This is a genomic window from Xanthomonas floridensis, from assembly GCF_001642575.1.
Taxonomy (GTDB): domain Bacteria; phylum Pseudomonadota; class Gammaproteobacteria; order Xanthomonadales; family Xanthomonadaceae; genus Xanthomonas; species Xanthomonas floridensis.
Map to the genome: position 1 here is coordinate 83,162 of NZ_LXNG01000010.1, position 20,124 is coordinate 103,285.

The window sequence follows — 20,124 nt, forward strand, 5'->3', positions numbered from 1 at the left end:
GAGGCGGCGCGATCAGGCGCCGCGGCGGGTCGCCATGGCCGTGACCCTGCCCTGCGCTTGGGCTTGTGCGACCGCCGCGCCTCCCAGCGCAACCGTGCGATCGGCCACCGCGGCCAGACTGGTGCGGTGCGACACCACCACCAAGGCGGTTTGCGGCAACCGCTGCCGCAAGGTCACCAGGACCTGCTGTTCGGCATCGGCATCCAGGGCGCTGGTGGCCTCGTCCAGCACCGCCAGGGTCGGGGCGCGCAGCAACACCTGGGCCAGCAGCAGGCGTTGCAACTCACCGCCGGACAGGCGGCCCTCCTGCCCATTGATGACGGTGTCCAGGCCGTGCCCTTCGCGTTGCAGCCGTGCGCTCAGGCCCACATCGCACAGCACGTCCCACATGTGGTCATCGGGCGTCCCCGGCAGCGCCCAGTCCAGGCACTCGCGCACGTTGCGTTGCCAGGGCCGCACGGCCTGACTGACATAGGCGCTATGGCGGATCAGCTGTCGATAGGCGGCAAAATCCAGCCGACGCCCGCTCATCTGCGCCTCGAACAGCAGTGGCGGCGTTTGCCCTGACAGCACGTCCATCAAGCTGCTCTTGCCGATGCCGGACGGGCCGACCACCAAGGTCATCTCCCCCGCCGCCAGCAGCAAGCCGTCGATCGCAAGCGCGGGCAGCGGCGGTGCCAGATCGATGTGCTCCAGATGCAGCACGGCCGGCAGCCGTTCGCCAGCCGCGCTGGATGCAGGCGCACCTGCCCTGCCCAGATCCACGTAGCGCCGCCACAGCTGCAGGGCGGGCCAGGCTGAGCGCAACTGCTGCACGCTCTGCCGCGTGGTGACCAGGTACGGCAGCAGGCGACCAAGCAACAGACTGACCGTGATCAGCGCCGCGCGGTCGGCGCCCTGCCACAGGTTGGCGAGCACCAGGATGCCGGCAATGGCAGCCACCGCGGTGAGCTCCAGCACCAGGCGGCTGGCGGCCACCAGTTCCTGCTGCTGCGCGTATCCGTGTCCCAGGCGGGTGGACATGTGCTCGTACTGCCGGGTTTCCACCGCTTCGCGCTGAAACGAGCGCACATGGCGCAGGCGGCGCGGGAAGTCCTCGCTCAACCAGAACAGCTGGGTCATGTCGGCGACGTAGTCGCGGCTGATGCGCGCCTGCACATCGCTGCGGGAGATGCGCAGCCCCAGCCATGCCAGCAGCGCGAGCAGCGGTGTCGCAAGCAGCAACGCAGGCACGATCAACACCGCCACGCACACGCTGACCAGCGCGGTGATACCGGCCACCAGCAACTGCAAGACCGCGCTGAACCCTTGCGTTGCGATTTCGATGTTATAGGTCAGCACGTTGGCGATTTCCGCCGAACTGGCGCCCGACAAGGCCGGCAGCGGCGCATCCATCAGCGCCGCATGCACGCGCCGGCGCAGGCCCAGCGCATAACGGCTGGTCAGGCGCGCGGCCAGCCGCGCGCCGTGCCAACGCAACAGCGCGAACAGCACGCTGACGACCACAAACACACCGGCCTGCATCGGCAGGCCACCGGGCACGGCCAGCCGATAGCCGGCCAGCTGCACGCTGTGGCCGGGTTGCACCAGCGGCAACAGACACACCGCCACGAGGCTGCCAACGAATGCGGCCGCCAGCGACACTGCCACGTACAGTGCGACGGCCGGCCGGTCCGCCGGCACCAGCGTGTCGACGAAGCCATGCAGCACTAACCGGATTCGATTGCGTGCGTGCCGAAACATCAGCCGCCCACATCGCCTGCAGTGCCGACCCGCGCCAGCTGCCGGTCGCGCAGCGGCCTCATCGCAGCACCTGCAACAAGGCGTCCAGCGAGGCCCGCGGATGCGCGCCACGGTGCAGGGTGAACATGCCGACGCGCTGCACCTGCGCCACGAAGCGTTGCCACCCCGGCTGGCCGGCGGCATACGGCTGGTCGCGCTGCAGGCACTGCGCAATCTGCGCGGCTGGCACGGGCATCAGGCCGTTGCCCGATGCACTGGCCGGTTGCTTGGACAGCATCACCACGGCACTCAGCTGCAAGGGCCTGGATGCAAGCGTGGCATGGCCGTGACGGATGTCGACTTCGAACTTTTCCACGCCGCTGCGGCGACGAATGATCGGCGAGGCCGCGATCCATGCGCGAGTGGGCGCATCGACCAAGCCTAGGGCCTCGGGCCGCAGATGCAGGAAGTTGGCCACGCCGGTGGTCAGCAGGCTGTCCGGCGCCACGAATACGCCATCTTCGGCGATGAACTCCAGCCCGTGCAGCAGGCTGTGCAGCGCCAGCGTGGATTTGCCCGCGCCACTGGCGCCGAGCAGCAGCACGCTGCGGCCGCGCCGGCCCACGCAGGCGCCGTGCAGCGGCACCAGCCCCATGCCACGCGCGGCCAGCAGGAACACCGCAAACTCGATCAGCTCGTAGCGCACGTGGTACGCATGCGCCAACATGTCCTCCGAGACCACCAGCATGGCGCGGCGCTCCGGAATCGACAGCATCAGGTAGTTGCAGGCATCCATCACGCCACAGACCAGGCCGCCCACTGCATGCGTGCGCACCGGCGGCGGCTCGGCGACCACGCTGCCGTGCGCGCGCGGCAACAGATCCAGGGTGATGTGGAACTGCGGCGCACCCGGCAGGTGATGTGCCGGCAAGCCGGCATAGGCGGCATCGACCAGGGCCAGCAGCGCCGGGCTGTCGCTGTGGAAGTGGAACAGCGCACCGAGAATCTGCCGCTGCACGCTGAAGACGCGCGCGCGTTGCTCGCCGAACGGGTCCGCCGCCTCGGCGGCCTGCGCCGCGGCGCGTGCGCGCTCTTCCAGCGGCTGGTATTGCGCCAACGCAGCCGACTGCGGCATGCCTGTCATCCAATGCACCGATCAGCCGGTGTGTGCCGACTGCACGCGCAAAGGTTGCATCGCTATACGCGATAAACGGGCGTCACCGGTTGCCATGTCACGCAGCGCAGCAGCGCAACCAAAGACGCCTGTGCGCGCACCTACTGCCGAGCCGAATGCCGGTGTCTGCGCACGCCGCCGCTGCGCGCCACCTGGCGACAGAACGAGAGCCTTGTGCAGATGCTAAAGATCCAGGTCAGTCATTCGTATTTCCTGCGTTACGACCCCAAGCAATGGGAACGCGGCAAGCCGTACCCCCCGCTGGCCACCTTGCAGATTGCGGCATTGCTGCGCGAACGCGGGCATGTCCTGAGCCTGTTCGACGCCATGCTGGCCGACGATGTCGAGGACTACGCCGGCGCGCTGCACGATGCGCACCCGGAGCTGGTGGTGTTCTATGAGGACAACTTCAACTTCCTCACCAAGATGTGCCTGAGCCGCATGCGCGAGGCGGCGTGCCGCATGATCGGACAGGCGCGCGCGGCCGGCTGCCGGGTGCTGGTGGCGGGCTCGGATGCGTCCGACAACCCGGACGCGTTTCTGGCCGCCGGTGCGCATGCGGTTTTGATCGGCGAAGGCATCGCACCGTTGATCGAGTTGATCGAGCGGGTTGAACGCAATCCGCAGATCGACACGCAGGCCTGGTTGTCCGGTGTCGCACGCATCGCCACCAGCGATCCGGCAGCGGTACGCGCGCATCCGGGTGCACAGCCACCGGATGCGCGCCTGGGCGGCCTGCCCGCCTGGGACCTGGTCGACATGCCGCGCTACCAGCGCTTCTGGCGGGAGCGACATGGCTATTTCAGCCTGAACATGGCCGCCTCGCGCGGTTGTCCATTCCGTTGCAACTGGTGCGCCAAGCCGATCTGGGGCAACCACTACAAGCGTCGCGATGCCGAGGACGTGGCTGCCGAGATGATCCATCTCAAACGCACCTTCCAGCCCGATCACCTGTGGATGGCCGACGACATCTTCGGCTTCCATATCGACTGGGTGGAGACGTTTGCGCAGCGCTTGAGCGAGGCCGACGGCGCCATTCCATTCACCATCCAGACCCGCGCAGACCTGGCCAGCGAGCGCATGGCCGCGGCACTGGCGCGCGCCGGATGTGCGGAGGCCTGGATCGGTGCGGAAAGCGGCAGCCAGCGCATCCTCGACAGGATGACCAAGGGCACCGAGGTGGCCGAGGTGATCGCCGCCCGCCAGCGGCTGGGCGCGCACGGAATCCGCGTGGGCTTCTTCATCCAGCTGGGCTATCTGGGCGAAGAGCTCGACGACATCCTGGCCACGCGTGCACTGGTGACCCAGGCTAATCCGGACATCATCGGCGTCAGCGTGTCCTATCCGCTGCCGGGCACCAAGTTCTACGAAGAAGTGAAGAACCAGCTCGGCGGCAAGACGCATTGGCAGGATAGCGACGACCTGGCGATGATGTTCCACGGCGCCTACGACTCGGAGTTCTACCGCAGCGTGCGCGATCTGTTGCACACCCAGGTGGACCTGCAGCAGGCGCGGGGCACGATGACGGCCGATGCCGTTGCGCAGGCCTGCGAGCAGCTGGAAGCGCGCTGGTCCGCCTTGATCGCCTCCGAACAGCTGCACCGTACCGAGCCGCTGGCCACCCTGACCGCACGGCCACCCCGGCAGCTGTCCACGGTGCTGGTGGGCTAGCGTTTCATGTACTTGCCGGTGGACGCGAAATCGCCGCGTGCGCATCACGCCATCGCTCGCACGACCGAGCAGGAGCGCCACCCGCCAACGTGCTCGACGCCTCCCACGCAATCGTGGCGTGCAACACCGCCATCGCTGAGCCGTTCGCCGATACACCGCCACCACGCAGCACCACCGTTGTGCCCCGCCCCTTCGACCTCCCGGATCACGCCCGCATGCAGCCTTCGCTTCGCACCATCCGACACGGCCTGCACACGGCCACCGAGCAGCTGGCGCACGAGCTGGCGCAGCCAGGCGACGGCTCGCCGCAGTGGGACCGCCTGCAGTGGCAGCTGGCCGCAGCGGCGGCAGCGGCACATGGCGTGTCGCCGCTATTGCAGCGCCGCTCGTTGTGGCAGAACGCGCAATGGAACAGCTTCCTGAGCGAGCAGCGCGATCATGTCGAAGACCGCCATCGACGTATCGCGCTGCTGCTGACCCGCATCGACAGCGCCGCGCGTAGCGCCGGCATCGCGCTGGTGGGATTGAAGGGCACCGCCCTGCATCGGCTGGGCGTCTACCTGCCCGGCGACCGCCCGATGGCGGACATCGACCTGCTGGTGGCGCCCGAAGACGCGTTGGCCACCGCTGCGCTGTTGTGCGAACTCGGGTATGAAGCCGCGTTCCAGCAATGGAAGCACCAGGTGTTCAAACCGGTGCAAGGCGACGCCGTGGCGGGATTGGGCGAACACCGCGATGCTCCCATCAACATCGAAGTGCATACGCGCATCCAGGAACGCCTGCCGGTGCGCAGCGTGGACATCACTGCACGGATCTGGCCGGAGCACGCGCAGCCTGGTCTGAACCCCTACCCTTCCATTGGCGCCCTGATGTGCCACCTGCTGCTGCACGCAGCCGGAGGCATCTGCCATCGCAGCATCCGGCTGATGCATCTGCACGATCTTGCGTTGCTGGCGACCCGCATGGGCCCACGCGACTGGCAGCAATTGTGGGAAGACGCGGCAGTGTCGCCCTGGTGGGCGTTGCCGCCGCTGCGCTTGCTGCAGCGGTATTACCGCGCGGTCGTGCCGGCGCAGGTGATGGCGCGGCTGCATGCCGAGTGCCCGCGCCTGCTGCGCCTGCGTGCCGGCCGGCAGACCCTGACCACCGCCTCGTGCTCCAACCTGTGGCTGTCGGCCCTGCCCGGGATCGAGTGGTCTGGCTCGTTGAGCGAGGCGCGGCAGTACGTGCGCGAACGCGTGGTGCCGTCGGCGGAAAGCCGCAAGGAGCGTGCCGACATGCTGCACACCCAACTCTGGCTGCAGGATCAGCCATGGGTGCGCCAGACCCAGGCACGCCGGCTGATGACGCGGCTGACCCGCCCGGTCCCGCGCACCGACATGCTGTACGTCGTGCGCGCGGCGCTGGATGGATATCTGCAGCCGGCGTGAGTCCTGGCCGGCTACCGGGTGGTCGCTGTGCTATTCCCCTTGATTGACGTGCTGGCCCGGCACCGCCAGTTGCCGGAGCATGCGCCGCACTATCGCGCTGGACAGCTGAAACCGCATGAGAAGACGCCCGCTCAACCTCCGCGATGTGTCACTGCACACGCGGCGGCGGTAACCCTACTCCAGCGCCGAGACCGGCCAGCGCGGCCGCAACGGTCTGACGGCGCGCGTTCCTGGACCCACACACTCAGTGCAGCGGTCGCCGCTCGCACAGCTGACGGTAGAGGTGTTCAAACTGGCGTGTGGTGAACGCCGCATCTTCGCGGACCGCGCGGCATTGCGCGGCCCAGGCCAGGCGCAGGCGGAGTTCGTCATCGCCAAGCACCTGGCGGATGGCCTCGGCCATGCCCGCCCAATCGCCTGGCGGAACCGCCAACGCTGCGACCGGTGCCCACTCGATGAGGTGGCCAACCGCGGTGCCGACGGTGGGAACGCCGGCAACAGCGGCTTCCAGCAGCACCAACGGGCCGGCTTCATGCAACGAGGACAGCACCAGCAGATCGGCCGCCAGCATGATCGGGCGCAATTCGCGCTGGGTCTTGAAGCCGAGCAAGCGCACCTGCTCCTGCAGGCCAAGCTGCTGCACCAGGCGCTGCATGGCACCGTCCAGCGTATCGACGCCGACCATGTCCAGCGTAAAGGCGACGCCGGCGCGCTTGAGCGCGGCCATTGCTTGCAGCAAGGTGCGCTGATCCTTGACCGGATTGAGGCTGGCGACATGCAGCAACCGTGCGCTCGCACCGTGGCGTGCACGCGGCGGCGCCGCCGGCCATGCGCGCAGATCCACACCCAACGGCACCCGCTGCGCGCGCAGGCCCAGTGCCTGCAGGGAGGCAATGATCGGTTCACTGGCAGCGGTCACCCGGTTGGCCAGGCGCAGGATCACCGCTTCGCGCAGGCGTCCACGCCAACGCCGGCGGCCGCCGTAGCCGATCGCATGCAACGCCACCAGTTCACCGCCGGCGATATGCACCACGCTGGGACGCCGCAGCAGCCGCGCCGCAACAACGGCGATCAGGCTGCAGTAGCCGGAGAAGATCGCCTGGATCACATCGAACGGCGCACGCCGATGTTCCTCGACGATGGCCGCCACTGCACGCAGGCGCGTGCGCCGCTCACCGATGTTGTGCACCTTGGCGCCGCGCAGCATCCAGGTGGCCGGCAGCGGCTCCTGATGCAGGACGAACACGTGCACCTCATGGTGGCGCGCCAGCCACTCGATCAAGGTCAGGAACACCGGGATCACGCGGACCTCGCCACTGCGGTCCACCCCTCCCGGCACCACCAGCGCCAGTTTCATCGCGCATGCCCCTGCGCATGGCCCAGCAAGCCGGCGTAGGCCTGGGCCCACTGCCGCCCCACTGCGGCAAACGACAGGTGTGCGTCGAAATGGGCGCGCACGTGCGCGCGGCTGGGCCGCTGCCGAGAGACGCGTATCAACAGTTCCGACAGCGCAGCGGCATCGCCCACCGGCCAGAGTTCGCCCACCGTGCCGGCAGCGCTGAGCGCATTGAACGCAGGGATCTCGGTCAGCAGCGGCAGGCTGCCGCAGGCATAGGCCTCCAGCGCTGCGTAGCCGCAGCTTTCGGTATGACTGGCGGAGACGAAGATGTCGCTGGCCTGCAGCAAGGTCTGCACACGCGCATGCTCCACCTTGCCCAGCAAATGCACGCAGCGCGCCAGCAGCGGATCCTCGCGCAGCCGCTGCTGGATCTGCGTCAGCAGCGGCGCCTGGTCGAAGACGCACCACAGGTGCAGGCCAGGCACGCCACGCGCGGCCATGGCGACCGCATCGAGCACGCACAGGGGATCCTTGCCCGGGCTCAGATGACCCACCCACACCACACAGGGGTCGCCATGCAGTCCGGTCTGCTCGCGCGCCAGCGCCTGTGCGCCCGGCGTAAAGCGGCTGCTGGATTCGGGAATGGCAAAGAGCTGCGTGCCGGCACCGAACAGACGCGCACGCTGGAACGGCCGCGCCAGCGCCAGGGAGGTGAACGCGATTCCGGCAGCGGCCCCGTAGCGTGCCCGCCACACCAGGCGGCTCCACCATCGCGGCGGACGATTGGCATGATCCTGCAGCAGGATCGGCGTATGCGGCAGCAGACGCGCAAGCCGTCGCGCATCGCCGGCGAACTCCAGGCCATGCACATGGATCACATCGACGTCGAGTTCCTGCAGGAGCGCTTGCAGCATGCTGGCGCGTGCAGCGCTGCCACGCAGGCCGAGCGCGCTAAACCAATACTGCACGCCGTGCCGCGACAAGCGTGCCTCCAGTGCAGAGGCCTGAATCACCGACACGCGGATACCCGCACTGGCCACCGCTTCGGCGATGTCGGCCAGCGACGGCCAGTGCGCGAACACCTGCTCGATGCTCAGACCATCAGGAGTCGCCACCAGATTGAGCTGGGCCACATGCAGGGTCATGGCGTGCCCAGCGGCGCGCGATGGATGTGCACGCCACATCGCCCAGGTCCGCAGCACAGCGGCGGACAGCCGGCACCGCTCGTACGGCGCGGCCACCGCCTATCGATCCGCGCGCTCACGCGACGCGCCGCAACCGCAGCACCAGGGCCACCGGGACCTGCAGCGCCACCTTGTCGAACCGCGCACCGGCGGGAATATCGGCCGGATCCAGCATCGGCTCGGCAACGGCTTCGATCGCAAAGCCCAATGCCGTGCAGGCCGAATGCCAGTGGCTATACAGATGCTGGGTGTGACGCACGGCGTAGTGGCGGCCGTCGGACTTGAAATCGCGGCGCCAGCCCAGCGCATCGCCGATCGGGTGCACGTCGCTGCACAGCACGATGCCATCGGGACGAGTGACGCGATGCAGCTCTTCCAGCGCCGGCCACAAGCGCGGCAGATGCCCGACCACCAGCCCGCAGACACTGAAATCGGCCACCGCATCGGCGAGCGGCAAGTGATCGAGGCTGCCCTGCTGCAGGCTCACCCGCCCAGGCGGCCAGTGCTGCGCCAGTTCGGTACCGGCACGCTGCAGCATCTGCGGCGACAGATCGACGCCGGTAACGTGCCGCGCACCCCGCCGCAAGGCATGAACCATGTAACGGCCGCTGCCACAGCCTGCATCCAGCACATGCTGGCCCTGCAGCACCGCCGGCATCAGGCCGAGCATGGCGCGCTCTTCGGCCAGCATCACCGGATTGTGCGCATGCGGCGGATATGCCTGCGCCCATAGCGCATACGCATCCACCGGATCGAGAACCGGCACTGCGCTCACGACGCGGCCCCGATGGCGACCAGCGCGTCAGATGCCGAAGGCGCTGCGTGCTGTACGCATTGCAGACCGGGTTCCAGTGCCAGCACCGCCGGATCTGCCAGCGCAGCGTCGAGCAACTTGGGGCGGCCGTCCAGCAGCACCGGAATGGTCTGCAGGCCGGCAGCATCGAACCACGGCGCAAAATCCGGATCGGCAATGCGTGGCTTGCCGTCGCGGATCACTGCGCGCAGCGCGCTGCGATCGCAACCGATGATGCAGTTGGCGGGCTCGCCGCCGTGGTCGCGCACGATCACCAGATCCGCAACCGCACCAGGCGCGATACGCCCGCGCGTTGCCATCCGCAGGATGCGTGCGGCCTGCTCGGTAACCAGGCCAAGCAGCAGGTCCGGCGCCAGGCCACTGTCGGCGGCAACGTGCAGTTCGTCGAGCAGATCGCGCGAACCGCTCACGCGCGAATCGCTGCCCAGCGCGAGCCGCCCGGCCATGCACAGGCGCCAAGGATCCAGGGTGCGACCGAGCAGATTGAGATTGCTCGATGGGCACCACACCACCGCCGCGCCGCGCGCGATGACCCGTTCGATGTCCTGCTCGCCCATGCCCACGCCATGGATCAATACCGTATTGGACGCCAGGCACCCCAGCCGGTCCAGGTCGTCCAGCTCGGCGCGTGCCACCGCATCGGTGCCTTCGGCCAGGTGGATCATCCATGGATGCGCCGACGGGGTGGCCGCAAAGCTGCCCTGCACCGGCGGCCCGTAGCCCGTCCAGCCCAGCGCGTAGCTCCAACCGAACTCGCGCAGCACGTTCACCGGATACCCGGCTTCATCCAGGGTGGCGTGCCAGGGGTCGTGCTGCGCCACGCAGGTCACGCCGGCAAGCAGATTCTTCAACCCGCCGTGACGCAGCCGCACTGCCTTGGGCACGCGCAGTGCGGCGGCCACGTCCGGATGCTGGAAATGCGCCTGGAACGCCTCGATCCACGCATAGCTATTGGCGAACGGCGCCACCTGCGGCAGCGACGGGACGCAGTTGACCTGCAAATGCTCATGCGCGTTGATCAGGCCCGGCACCAGCACATGGCCCTGCAGATCCAGCCGCAAGGTTCCGGTGCCGACCGTGCCACCGAAGCGGCCATTTCGCATGCTGACCGCCGCGTGCGACACGCCAGCCAGGGTGATCGCACGCGCACCGTGCAGACAGACATCGGCCATGGCCATCGAGCTCTCCACTCAGCGCTTGCGCATCACGATCAGGAAGTGATCGCCCATGTCGCGCAACACTGGCAGTCCGCCCAACCGATCGTCCAACGCACCCAGGCGCTGCGCCAGGCGTGGGTGGCGCTCGCAGACATCCACCAGATACGGTGGCGGCAGGAACAGGCTCAGGGCGCGATAGCTGTCCAGCACGAAGTACTGCGCAAAGGCACGATAGAACTCGCGCGGCAGGTGGTACCAGGTCCAGATGGTGTGGCCGTTCATGCCGACCGCCGTTGCGCCCCTGGCCGCCCGCACCGCCGCCCGCTTGAAGCGGCCGCGCAAGGCGTAGTGGCCGATTTCCCACGGACAGATCCGCCCGATCACCGAAAACACCAGGCAGCCATCGGCACGCAGCAGACGTGCGCATTCGGCGGCCACTGCCGGCAGGTCCGGCGCGCAGTTGAGCGGGCCGAAATTGGAGTACATGCCGTCGAACGTGCCGTCCAGCTGATCGAGCTGCTGGATGCCCACGTGCGCGGCAGCCAGCCGTTCTTCCAGGCCCTGGCTGGCAGCGCGATGGCGGGTGCGCTCGACCATGGCCGGCGACCAATCGGTGGCCAGCACGCGGTATCCGCGCCGTGCGAATTCGCCGGCATCCAGCCCGGTTCCGCAGCCCAGGTCCACCAGCCGCGATCCCACCGGCAATTCCGCCGCCACCGTGTCCCACAAGGTGGTGCGCATGCGCTGGATCAGCGCATTGTTGCCGCGTGGGCCGTCGTAATCGGGAGCGACGCTGTCAAACGCACGTTGCGTCTCCAGCAATTGCTCCGGTGCGACCGTCCCGCCACGCGCCGCATGCTCACTGACCACCGACATGCATCGCCTCCCACACCTGTCCTGCTGAACTCACGGCACTCTCCGGACGCGGAGCCGCCACTGCGGCATCGCTTGATAGACCCGTGAGTGCCAGCGCCCGCCGGTTTGGTTGCAGGCGCGTCGGCACACAGATGTGGGGGATCGTCTGCAAACCGCAGCAATTGACTGGCACCCGGCGCACTCACGAAAGCAGCGGTCATGCGACAGGCATGCGCACCGCAGCCTTGCCGAGCGCTGGCCCCAAGCGCCGAGCTGCAACAGCCGATGTCAGGCGACCGCCGCCGACGTTGCCACCCCGCGACGGCGCCAGGCATTGCGCAGTACCGCCACCAGCACCCCCAGCCCCGCACCACCGAGCAGACCGAGCGCACCCACCATCGCAGTATTGGGAAATGCGCGCTGCTCTGGCACAAACACCGGCCAGGCCAACGAGGTCTGATAGGTATAGCGATCGGTCAGCCGCGCAACCAGATCGTCGCGCTCGGTCTTGATCGCGCGGATGGTGGTGTTGCTTTCGGTCAGCAGCACACCGGCCAGTACCTGCGCCGGGCTCGTCGCTCCACCCTGCCCGGCGTCGAGTTGCCGTTGCAGCTGTTCGCGGTTGCGCGTGGCAACACGCAGGTCCTCGCTCAGCCCCTGCAGACGGGTTCGAGCGAGCACGAGCGCGGTGGTATTGGTGTCGCCATGCAGGCGTTTCAGCGTGTCCACCGTCGCCATGGCCAGGCGGCGCGCCTGCTGCGACGAATCGGCACGGATGGTGATGCCGATCAGGTTGGCATATGGGTCGGGATCGGGCTTGAGGCTGCCGCGATACAGCTGCGCGGCGCGGCTCTTGAGCGGCACGCCGGCCCGCTGCAGCACCGCATCCTGAAACAGCCGCGTCTTCATGCGGTCGATTACGCGCTGGAACGGCTCGACCTTCGGATCGCGGCCTGCCGGCGTCGGGCCGATCTCACCCACCTGGATCCATGCAGTGGCTTCCCACTGTGGTTTGGCCACGCGCAGGAACACAACGCTGAGCCCCACGACCACGACGAACGCGGCCAGCGCCCAGCGCCATTCGCGGCGCAGGATGCGCCACAGGTCGATCAGATAGATTTCGTCGTGTTGATTCATGGTGCGCAGGCTCTGCAACAGGAGGATGGAATCGCCGCGTTCACGCGGCAGACGGATAGGCCGCGTGGCGGTTGGGCAACAGCACGGTGCAGGCATGCAGCACCAGGCACAGCGCGATAAAGCCGAAGTTGGTCCAGGTAAAGGCCTGTGGCGCGAATGGCGACATCAGGCACGCGTAGGCCAGGCGCAGGAAGATCAGCACGTGGAAGATCGACAGCGATCCGTTGAGCCGCCGCACGCTCCACACCAGCCCCGCATACAGCGCCAGCAGCGCCAGCAAGGCGCCCGGCGCGCCCCAGGCCATCAGGAACGGGAAAAACTCGGTACCCACATTGATATTGGGCGCGTCCAGCGGAATGCTGGTACCGGCGGTGGCGATGGAGCCGCTGAATGGCACCAGCTGGTTGATCAGGAAGCTGGCGTTGAGGTAACCCTTGGCCAGCATCGCGCCGAAGTTGTACGGCCCGGCACTGATGTACAGCAGCAGCCACTGCACGCCTTGCGGCATGGCGCGATAGAACGCGCCAAACGGCAACGCCACCGTGGCCAATGAGCCCGAACGCAGCGCGCCCAGCACCGAAAACACCCCGCCGCCGGCCAGCATCAGCACGCCGATCGTCTTCCACGGCAGCCGGCGCACCGGGTCGCGCCGTAGCAGCATCACCAGCACAAAAGAGAACAAACCGGCAAAGATGCGATTACGGTCGATCACCACGATCGGAAAGACGAATCCAAACACCACCATCGCCGCACGCAAGCCACGATGGCGCACGCAGAGCAGCGCAATCGGCGGCAGGATCCAGCACATGTTGGAGATATGCCGCACATGCGAGCGCAGCGGGCTCAAGGTGGCATACGAAGACGGATCGCTGAACAGCGGAATCGGAAACAGCATCACGTCGGCGATGCAGAACAGCGTGACCACCGCGGCCAGCGTCATCGCCAGAAAAGCGTCGCGGGTGCCTGCATAGCGATAGCTGCGGAACTGCTCCACCGCCGGCAACCGGGTCCGCAGGAGCACGTCCAGCACGATCGTGGTCGCCGCGGCCATGGCCAGCACTACGATGCCGTCCAGGTAGCCATCGGGCAACCTGTAGGTCACCACCGTCACCGCGCTGCTGAGCAGCATCGGCAGCGCCAGATACGTCGCAGGACGTCGCAACAACGCACTCATGCCGGCTCCGTCGCGCTGCGCGCCTGCCTGGATCGCACGCGGGCCGGCAGACAGAGCCAGGCGTAGGCCAGCAGGTGTGCGATCACCGCATGCGGGCGACGTTGCAGGAACGCGACCTTTGCAGCGATGTAGCGTGCCTGTGCGCGCAGCAGGCTGCGCTCAGGATCCTCGAACAGCCCCGCACAGCGCAGCGCCACCTGTCGTGACTCGGAGAGATTGGCGATACGCGCCGGCACATTCACCGTCTTGCTGAGGTTGCTGCCGTGCAGCCGGTACGCACAGACCTGCATGTCCACGAAACCCAACGCGTCGCGCGCGGCCAGCCGTAGAAAGAAATCCCAGTCCTCGATCCGCAGCGACTCGTCCCAACCGGTGCGTGCGTCGAATGCACTGCGTCGCAACAAGGCGACCGCGCCGCTGACCGCCCAGTGCCGGATCACCGCACGACGGATTCCGGATGCCGACCGATACAGATCCACCTCCACATGATGCAGATCGCGCATGGCGCTGGCATGCAACAGCTGTCCATGCTGGTCGACCACGCAGGCATCGCCGATCACCGCCAGTTTCTGCGGATGCGCGCGCAGGTAGCGCACCTGTGCATCCAGCCCGCCGGGCATTAGATAGTCGTCACTGGCACCCAGGCGCAGATACTCGCCGTTGGCACGCAACGCCAGCTCGTTGAGCGTGGCCGCCACCCCGCGGTTGGGTCGCTGCACGAACTGCACCGGCACGCGCTGCCCGTTGGCGGCGATCCATTGAGCGATCCGTTCGCCAGTCGCATCGCTGGAGCCATCGTCGACGATCACGATCTCTTTGCACGGATACGGGTCTTCCAGCACGCTGTCCAGGCACCGCTGCACGAAGCGCTCATGGTTGTATGCAGGGATCAGCACCGACACCAGCGGCCAGCGGGCACGCCCCGGCGCTTGCGCATGCGCGCTCATGCCGGCTGCACCAGGTAGCGGCGCACCACCACGATATTGAACAGCAAATACAGGACATAGTTGGCCGCGAACGCATACATCGCGCCGACCAGCCCGAACCGCGTGGTGAACACGTACACCAAGCCCAGGTAACTGGCTGCGAAGACGCATTCGGACACCACGAACAGACGCGTCATCGCCTTGGCCAGCATCAGATACGACAGCACGAACGCCGCGATCTTGATGACGTCGCCCACCAGCTGCGCGCCATACAGCGACCTGGCCGCAGTGAACTGCGGATCGAACAGCAGCCATGTCACCCAATCGCGGCAGACATACACGCCCAGCGCCATCACGATCACCGACGGCATGACATACCGATACGCGGCACGCAGCTCACGCGCCAGTGCCGCACGTTCGTGCAGGGCGGCCAGCTTGGGCAGGTAGTACACGTTGATGGCGGTGGTGAAGAACAGCAGGTACGCGTCCGACACCCGGCTCACTGCCTGCCAGTACCCCACCTGTTGCCATCCGAACCGGGCGACCAGATGGTCGCGCACCAGCATGATCACCAGTTGCGGCACCAGCGTGGAGGTGAGCGTCATCACCGAGAACGCCGCCAGCCGCCGCGTCATCACCGCATCGAAGCGCATGCGCAACATCTCGCGCCGAAAGTACGGACTGCGCCGCAGCGCCGGCACGCCGGCCAGCAACCAGAGCACCTGCCCCAGCACCAGACCCAGCAGGGCACCCTGCAGCTGTGCCCTGCTGGACAGCCACGCCACCAGCGCAACGCTCAGCACCGCACCGCTCACCTGCACCAATGCCAGGCGCCGCACGTCCATGAAGCCGTTGATCACCGCGAGCAGGTAATTGACCACCGCGATGCCCAGTTGCGCGACCGCCAGCACGCAGATCAGCGGCTGGTAGCTGGCATCGCCGAGCAGTCGCTCGGCAAGCGCACCACTGAACACCACCGCCAGCAGCGCGAGCAGGCAGGACGCGCAGAAGGCGTACCACAGTGCTGCGCCCAGCAGCCGCGCCTGCGCCTGCGGATCGTCGCGATACTCGGCCACATACTTGACGATGCCGGCACTGATACCGCCACCGGCCAGGACCGCGAGCACCGACATCAGGTTGAGGAACTGCCCGAGCCTGCCCACTCCCTGCGGACCGGCGTAGATGGCCACCAGCTTGACCACCACCAGCGCAGCGAGCAACTTCGCCAACGTCGCAACGCCGGTGTATGCGCTGCTGCGCAGCAGGTTCATGCGCGGGCGCCGAAGGTCTGGCAAGCGGCAATCACCCGGTCCACCGACGCTGCATCCAGCGCCGGACCCATTGGCAGGCTCAGCACTTCGCGATGCAACTGCTCGCTCAGCGGCAGGCAGGCATCTCCCAGGGTGGCGTACGCCGGCTGCCGGTGCGGCGGCACCGGATAATGGATCTGGGTATGAATGCCACACTGCAGCAGATGCGCCTGCAAGGCATCACGCTGCGCACTGCGCACCACGAACAGATGCCACACATGCTGTTCGCCGGAGGCCACTGCCGGCAGCATGATCAACGGGTTGTCGATCTCCTGCAGATACCGCTGCGCCACCGCACGCCGCAACGCAATCTCCTCGTCCAGATAGGCCAGTTTGACCCGCAGCAAGGCGGCCTGCAGCTCGTCCAGGCGCGAATTCACGCCCTGATGCAGGTGGTGGTATTTCACCTCCGAACCGTAGTTGCGCAGGGCGCGGATGCGCTCGGCCAGGCGCGTATCGGAGGTCACCACGGCACCACCATCGCCGAGTGCCCCGAGATTCTTGGTGGGGAAGAAACTGAAGGCGGCCGCATCGCCAAAGGCACCGGCGCGCGTTCCGCGCGCAGTGGCGCCGTGTGCCTGCGCGGCGTCTTCGATCACTAACAGCCCGTACCGGTGCGCCAGTGTCTGCAGCGCTGCCATATCGGCCAGCTGGCCATACAGATGCACTGCCATGATGGCGCGCGTGCGCGGACCGATTGCCCGTTCGACACGTGCCGTATCCAGGTTGAAGGTTGCCGGGTCCGGCTCCACCGGCACCAGCACCAGCTGGTTCTGGCTGATCGCCAAAAACGTGGCGATGAAGGTATTGCCGGGCACGATGATTTCGTCGCCCTCGCGCAACACGCCCAGTTCGCGATACCCACGCAGGATCAGCGACAGCGCATCCAGCCCGTTGCCCACGCCAACTGCATGCGCAGCGCCGCAATAGCGGGCGAATTCATCCTCAAACGCGGCCAGCTCCTGGCCAAGCACATACCAGCCGGCATCGATCACGCGCGCGGCCGCGGCCTTGAGCTCGTTCGCGTAGCGCGCGTTGGCCGCACGCAGATCCAGGAAAGGCACGTCCATTACAAGGTCCATCGATAGAAGTCCTGTACAACCGCACGCGCGCCGAAGCGCTCCTTCTGTTCCACCAGGCCCTCGTTGAGCACCTGCCCACCCTGCTCGGTGGAAATCCCGAAACTGAAGTAATCGCGCCCTGCGTAGACTTGCGTGATCAGCTCGGCCAGCAGCAGGCTCAGCGCATCCAGCCGGCGCCCCGGCTCGGAGACGGCCAGATACTGGGTGTGCACACTGCGACCGAAGTCATACATCAGCGCCGCTGCCAGTAACTGCGTGTCCACGCGCGCTTCGTGCAGCACGATGTGGTGTGGAAACCGACGCTGCAGCAGTTGCAGTTCGTCCAGCCGGTGGGTGGGTGCCACGCCGTGGCGCTGCAGCACCTCGGTCAGCAATGCGTGGAACGCATCCAGGGCGCTGCTGGTCTGGATCTGCACGCCGGCTTTGCGTGCCTTGGCGATCGACCGACGGCGCTCGGCACTGAAGGCAAACGGCTGGCGCAGCGCGATCACCGAGGACAGGTCGCGCCGATACACCCGCGCGCCCACGCGATGCAGGGCGTACAGTTCCTCTTCGGCCGGGTACGCATGGAAGACATGCGGCACCGGCTTGTAAACGATTTCCTGCGCGCCTGCGGCTCGGTAATGCGTGGCAATCTGCTCGAACACCTGCAAGGTCGCACCGGCCCGCATCGCCATCGACGACACCAGGCCGGCATAGGTGAGTCCGGCATGGCTGCTGACGCAGCCGCCCTGCATGCTCGCAGGAAACACCGCAATCACCTCGCCACCGCGTTCCACCAGCAACGACGCATCCACGAAACGGTCGGCGTGATAGTCCATGTAGCCACGCCGATGCAACAGGTTGCCGTTGCGCGAACTCGCCACCAGTGCGTCCCACGCAGACGCATCGCCGGCACGATAGGGCCTAACCGAATACATGGCAGCCCTGCAGTTCCACCGGCAGCGCCGCATCGGCCAGGCCAAAGCCGGCATGCCCCATCGCATTGCCGTTGTAGAACATCAGCACGCGCTCGCCCTGCTGGATCAACGCGGGGTAGCACAGCGTCTGCGCATCCCAGCCCTGCGCGGACAGCCGCAGCCCGAGCTGCCCATCGTCGCGCTCCCAGTGCAGGCCATCGCGGCTGAAGGCGATGCCGGGGAAGTAGCCACCGAGGGTGTCGCCGCGGGTGAAGTACATCAGGTAACGCTCGCCAAGCCGGTACACGCGCGGGCGGCCGATACGGTATTCGTCGCCGCTCGGACGCAGGCAGACATGATCGTCGCCGGAGATGCAGGCCAGGTCGTCGGTCTCCGCATAGCGAATGTGGTAACGCGGATACGGCCGGCCCGCGATGATTTCCCAGTCATCGCCCACCGCATACCACAGCCGCCAGCGCCCATCTTCGTACCGTGCAGAATGCACTGCGGCAATCGTGCTGCGGCCGGGTGCGCGGTCCAGCAGCGGCGTCTCCTGGCGGCGCTGAAACGTACTGCCGCCATCGCGCGATACCGCCAGGCCGGTGAACGCCAGAAATTTCGCCTTGGCCACGCGCTGGAAGCCCACGTAGAACATGTACAGACCATCCGGCCCGGCCACGACATCGCCCAGGATCATGCCGTTGTCGTCGAAGCAGCCATCGCGCCCGATATCCAGCACCGGTTCCCGGCTGACACCGACAACCTGGGTGGGCGCATCGGCACGCACATCCACATAGCCGATCCGGCTCACGCCATGCGCATCGCGGAAGCCTGCATACACCCGCAGGATCTGCGCAGACAGGCGGTACGGCGTCGGCGTCAGTGCCGCATGCTGCATCCAGCCGCCAACGCCATCGCGTGCCACATCGAAGACCAGGCCGCGCTTGATCCATTCGAACATGGCTTTCAAAGCTCCACGTCGACACTGGACCGGCCGGCCACCGCGCGTGCCGGCGAACCGACATAGACGCGGCCGGCTTCGGTGTTCCGGGTCACCAGTGCCCCGGCGCCGATGATGTTGTCTGCAGCAATGCGTACCTTGTCGCTGAGCGTGGCGTTGACGCCGATGAAGCTGCCCTGCCCGATGTCGCAATATCCGGAAATCACTGCATGCGAGGCAATGAACACGTGCTCCTGCACCACGGTGCGATGACCGATATGGTTGCCGCTCCACAGAATGCAGTTGTCGCCGATGCGGGTGAACGGCTGGATGACATTGCCTTCGAAGATAAAGCAGTTGGCCCCGACCTGCGCATTGCGCCACACGAAGGCGCGCGAGCTGACGTAGCTGGCACAGCAGTAGCCGCGTTGCACCATGTCCTGATAGAACCGCCTGCGCAGGCGGTTCAACTGGGTGGCGGGAATGGCGACGAACACCTCGTACTGGGCAGGCGGATACCGTTGTTCAAGTTCTTCATAAGCCACCACCGGCAATTCGCCCAGCGTGGGCCGCAGCAGATAATCGCGCTCCACGCTGAAGGCCACCACCTCGTAGTCGCTATCGTGCTGGAAGTATTCGCAGGCGATCTGTGCGAACTCGCCTGCGCCGACGATCACCAGCGGTTTGCGCGCGCTCATGCTTCCAGCCTGCGGTCTTGGATGCAGTGTTCGCCACGCACTTCGCTCAGGAACTGGTCGTAATCCAGGATGTAATCGCCCGGATCATAGAAGTGGTCGGCCAGCACCATCAGCACGCAGTCGGGGCTGAAGTGGTGCAGGTCGCGCCATACCATGCGGCCCAGCAGCAGTCCTTGCGATGGGTCGTCCAGGCGTACCTCGGTCGGGCCATCACCCTTGCCGTCGTCCAGCAGAATCGTCACCGAGCCATGCAGGGCCACGGCCAGTTGATTGAGCTGCCGGTGCGCGTGCTGGCCACGATGCACGCCATCGCGGGTGCCGAACAGGTAGTACACGCGACGTATCTCAAACGGGACATTGCGCTGCTGCTCCAACGAAACGAGCAAGCCGCGATCGTCGCCGTGGATATGCAACTGGATGGGTTCGAAGGCCATGATCGGATGGACGTAACCACTGACTGCACGTAGTGCGACATGCCTGAGTGCGCCGGGATGCGCGAAAGGTTGCGCGGCGTCATGGCCCTGCGAAGCCGCGTCCGCGCAAGCGCAGCAGCCGGTGCTCCGCCTCATCGACTACGCAGCGGTGCGATAAAAATTCGTTGGCGCGATGCAA

17 protein-coding genes and 1 pseudogene are annotated in these 20,124 nt (G+C 66.8%); 2 read left to right on the forward strand and 16 right to left on the reverse strand.

Translation table 11 applies throughout. The features are described from left to right. Positions 1 to 12: 12 nt before the first annotated feature. Both A7D17_RS06585 and A7D17_RS06590 read right to left on the reverse strand, forming a co-directional pair. Positions 13 to 1,743 (reverse strand): ATP-binding cassette domain-containing protein, encoded by a 1,731-nt coding sequence (locus A7D17_RS06585; protein WP_064508366.1) that lies wholly within the window; start codon positions 1,741 to 1,743, stop codon positions 13 to 15. Positions 1,744 to 1,801: 58 nt separating this feature from the next. After that, the gene (locus A7D17_RS06590) at positions 1,802 to 2,857 is read right to left on the reverse strand and encodes a phosphoenolpyruvate carboxykinase (ATP) (RefSeq protein ID WP_064508367.1); all 1,056 of its coding nucleotides are present in this window, start codon (positions 2,855 to 2,857) and stop codon (positions 1,802 to 1,804) included. 155 nt (positions 2,858 to 3,012) lie between these two features. Here A7D17_RS06590 and A7D17_RS06595 point away from each other — a divergent pair. Then, positions 3,013 to 4,567: pseudogene (locus A7D17_RS06595) on the forward strand (B12-binding domain-containing radical SAM protein). 215 nt (positions 4,568 to 4,782) lie between these two features. Beyond that, complete coding sequence (locus A7D17_RS06600; protein WP_064508369.1) at positions 4,783 to 5,997, forward strand: nucleotidyltransferase family protein; 1,215 nt, start codon at positions 4,783 to 4,785, stop codon at positions 5,995 to 5,997. A 244-nt stretch (positions 5,998 to 6,241) separates the two neighbouring features. On the opposite strand, the gene A7D17_RS06605 is transcribed toward A7D17_RS06600, so the two are convergent. The 14 genes from A7D17_RS06605 to A7D17_RS06670 form a co-directional block, all read right to left on the reverse strand. Next, positions 6,242 to 7,354: a glycosyltransferase family 4 protein gene (locus tag A7D17_RS06605; protein ID WP_064508370.1), complete on the reverse strand. Its 1,113-nt coding sequence runs from the start codon at positions 7,352 to 7,354 to the stop codon at positions 6,242 to 6,244. Then, positions 7,351 to 8,481: a glycosyltransferase family 4 protein gene (locus tag A7D17_RS06610; protein ID WP_064508408.1), complete on the reverse strand. Its 1,131-nt coding sequence runs from the start codon at positions 8,479 to 8,481 to the stop codon at positions 7,351 to 7,353. The genes A7D17_RS06605 and A7D17_RS06610 overlap by 4 nt, the downstream gene beginning before the upstream one ends. A 115-nt stretch (positions 8,482 to 8,596) precedes the next feature. Next, on the reverse strand, positions 8,597 to 9,295 hold the full coding sequence (locus A7D17_RS06615; protein ID WP_064508371.1) for a class I SAM-dependent methyltransferase: 699 nt from the start codon (positions 9,293 to 9,295) through the stop codon (positions 8,597 to 8,599). Continuing rightward, entirely contained in the window at positions 9,292 to 10,512 is a 1,221-nt protein-coding gene (locus A7D17_RS06620) for an amidohydrolase family protein (RefSeq protein WP_064508372.1), read from the reverse strand. The genes A7D17_RS06615 and A7D17_RS06620 overlap by 4 nt, the downstream gene beginning before the upstream one ends. Before the next feature lie 12 nt (positions 10,513 to 10,524). Then, positions 10,525 to 11,367: a class I SAM-dependent methyltransferase gene (locus A7D17_RS06625; RefSeq protein ID WP_064508373.1), complete on the reverse strand. Its 843-nt coding sequence runs from the start codon at positions 11,365 to 11,367 to the stop codon at positions 10,525 to 10,527. A 267-nt stretch (positions 11,368 to 11,634) separates the two neighbouring features. Continuing rightward, the gene (locus A7D17_RS06630; protein WP_064508409.1) at positions 11,635 to 12,483 is read right to left on the reverse strand and encodes a Wzz/FepE/Etk N-terminal domain-containing protein; all 849 of its coding nucleotides are present in this window, start codon (positions 12,481 to 12,483) and stop codon (positions 11,635 to 11,637) included. A gap of 40 nt (positions 12,484 to 12,523) precedes the next feature. After that, positions 12,524 to 13,657: a hypothetical protein gene (locus A7D17_RS06635; protein WP_064508374.1), complete on the reverse strand. Its 1,134-nt coding sequence runs from the start codon at positions 13,655 to 13,657 to the stop codon at positions 12,524 to 12,526. Further along, positions 13,654 to 14,604 (reverse strand): glycosyltransferase family 2 protein, encoded by a 951-nt coding sequence (locus tag A7D17_RS06640; RefSeq protein ID WP_064508375.1) that lies wholly within the window; start codon positions 14,602 to 14,604, stop codon positions 13,654 to 13,656. The genes A7D17_RS06635 and A7D17_RS06640 overlap by 4 nt, the downstream gene beginning before the upstream one ends. Beyond that, positions 14,601 to 15,854, reverse strand: coding sequence for an O-antigen translocase (locus A7D17_RS06645; RefSeq protein ID WP_064508376.1), 1,254 nt, complete (start codon positions 15,852 to 15,854; stop codon positions 14,601 to 14,603). Before A7D17_RS06645 ends, A7D17_RS06640 begins: the two co-directional genes overlap by 4 nt. Next, entirely contained in the window at positions 15,851 to 16,963 is a 1,113-nt protein-coding gene (locus A7D17_RS06650; RefSeq protein WP_064508377.1) for a DegT/DnrJ/EryC1/StrS family aminotransferase, read from the reverse strand. Before A7D17_RS06650 ends, A7D17_RS06645 begins: the two co-directional genes overlap by 4 nt. Continuing rightward, positions 16,963 to 17,895 carry a GNAT family N-acetyltransferase gene (locus tag A7D17_RS06655; protein WP_064508378.1) on the reverse strand — a complete coding sequence of 311 codons (933 nt, stop codon included), beginning with the start codon at positions 17,893 to 17,895 and terminating at the stop codon, positions 16,963 to 16,965. The genes A7D17_RS06650 and A7D17_RS06655 overlap by 1 nt, the downstream gene beginning before the upstream one ends. Next, on the reverse strand, positions 17,882 to 18,835 hold the full coding sequence (locus A7D17_RS06660; protein WP_064508379.1) for a glycoside hydrolase family protein: 954 nt from the start codon (positions 18,833 to 18,835) through the stop codon (positions 17,882 to 17,884). The genes A7D17_RS06655 and A7D17_RS06660 overlap by 14 nt, the downstream gene beginning before the upstream one ends. A gap of 5 nt (positions 18,836 to 18,840) precedes the next feature. Continuing rightward, the gene (locus A7D17_RS06665) at positions 18,841 to 19,512 is read right to left on the reverse strand and encodes an acetyltransferase (protein WP_064508380.1); all 672 of its coding nucleotides are present in this window, start codon (positions 19,510 to 19,512) and stop codon (positions 18,841 to 18,843) included. Next, the gene (locus A7D17_RS06670; protein ID WP_064508381.1) at positions 19,509 to 19,946 is read right to left on the reverse strand and encodes a sugar 3,4-ketoisomerase; all 438 of its coding nucleotides are present in this window, start codon (positions 19,944 to 19,946) and stop codon (positions 19,509 to 19,511) included. Before A7D17_RS06670 ends, A7D17_RS06665 begins: the two co-directional genes overlap by 4 nt. Positions 19,947 to 20,124: the final 178 nt, after the last annotated feature.

Coding starts and splice junctions, on each gene's coding strand:
- A7D17_RS06585 (WP_064508366.1), bottom strand. CDS start 1,743: ATGTTTCGGCACGCACGCAATCGAATCCGGTTAGTGCTGCATGGCTTC.
- A7D17_RS06590 (WP_064508367.1), bottom strand. CDS start 2,857: ATGCCGCAGTCGGCTGCGTTGGCGCAATACCAGCCGCTGGAAGAGCGC.
- A7D17_RS06600 (WP_064508369.1), top strand. CDS start 4,783: ATGCAGCCTTCGCTTCGCACCATCCGACACGGCCTGCACACGGCCACC.
- A7D17_RS06605 (WP_064508370.1), bottom strand. CDS start 7,354: ATGAAACTGGCGCTGGTGGTGCCGGGAGGGGTGGACCGCAGTGGCGAG.
- A7D17_RS06610 (WP_064508408.1), bottom strand. CDS start 8,481: ATGACCCTGCATGTGGCCCAGCTCAATCTGGTGGCGACTCCTGATGGT.
- A7D17_RS06620 (WP_064508372.1), bottom strand. CDS start 10,512: ATGGCCATGGCCGATGTCTGTCTGCACGGTGCGCGTGCGATCACCCTG.
- A7D17_RS06625 (WP_064508373.1), bottom strand. CDS start 11,367: ATGTCGGTGGTCAGTGAGCATGCGGCGCGTGGCGGGACGGTCGCACCG.
- A7D17_RS06630 (WP_064508409.1), bottom strand. CDS start 12,483: ATGAATCAACACGACGAAATCTATCTGATCGACCTGTGGCGCATCCTG.
- A7D17_RS06635 (WP_064508374.1), bottom strand. CDS start 13,657: ATGAGTGCGTTGTTGCGACGTCCTGCGACGTATCTGGCGCTGCCGATG.
- A7D17_RS06640 (WP_064508375.1), bottom strand. CDS start 14,604: ATGAGCGCGCATGCGCAAGCGCCGGGGCGTGCCCGCTGGCCGCTGGTG.
- A7D17_RS06645 (WP_064508376.1), bottom strand. CDS start 15,854: ATGAACCTGCTGCGCAGCAGCGCATACACCGGCGTTGCGACGTTGGCG.
- A7D17_RS06650 (WP_064508377.1), bottom strand. CDS start 16,963: ATGGACGTGCCTTTCCTGGATCTGCGTGCGGCCAACGCGCGCTACGCG.
- A7D17_RS06655 (WP_064508378.1), bottom strand. CDS start 17,895: ATGTATTCGGTTAGGCCCTATCGTGCCGGCGATGCGTCTGCGTGGGAC.
- A7D17_RS06660 (WP_064508379.1), bottom strand. CDS start 18,835: ATGTTCGAATGGATCAAGCGCGGCCTGGTCTTCGATGTGGCACGCGAT.
- A7D17_RS06665 (WP_064508380.1), bottom strand. CDS start 19,512: ATGAGCGCGCGCAAACCGCTGGTGATCGTCGGCGCAGGCGAGTTCGCA.
- A7D17_RS06670 (WP_064508381.1), bottom strand. CDS start 19,946: ATGGCCTTCGAACCCATCCAGTTGCATATCCACGGCGACGATCGCGGC.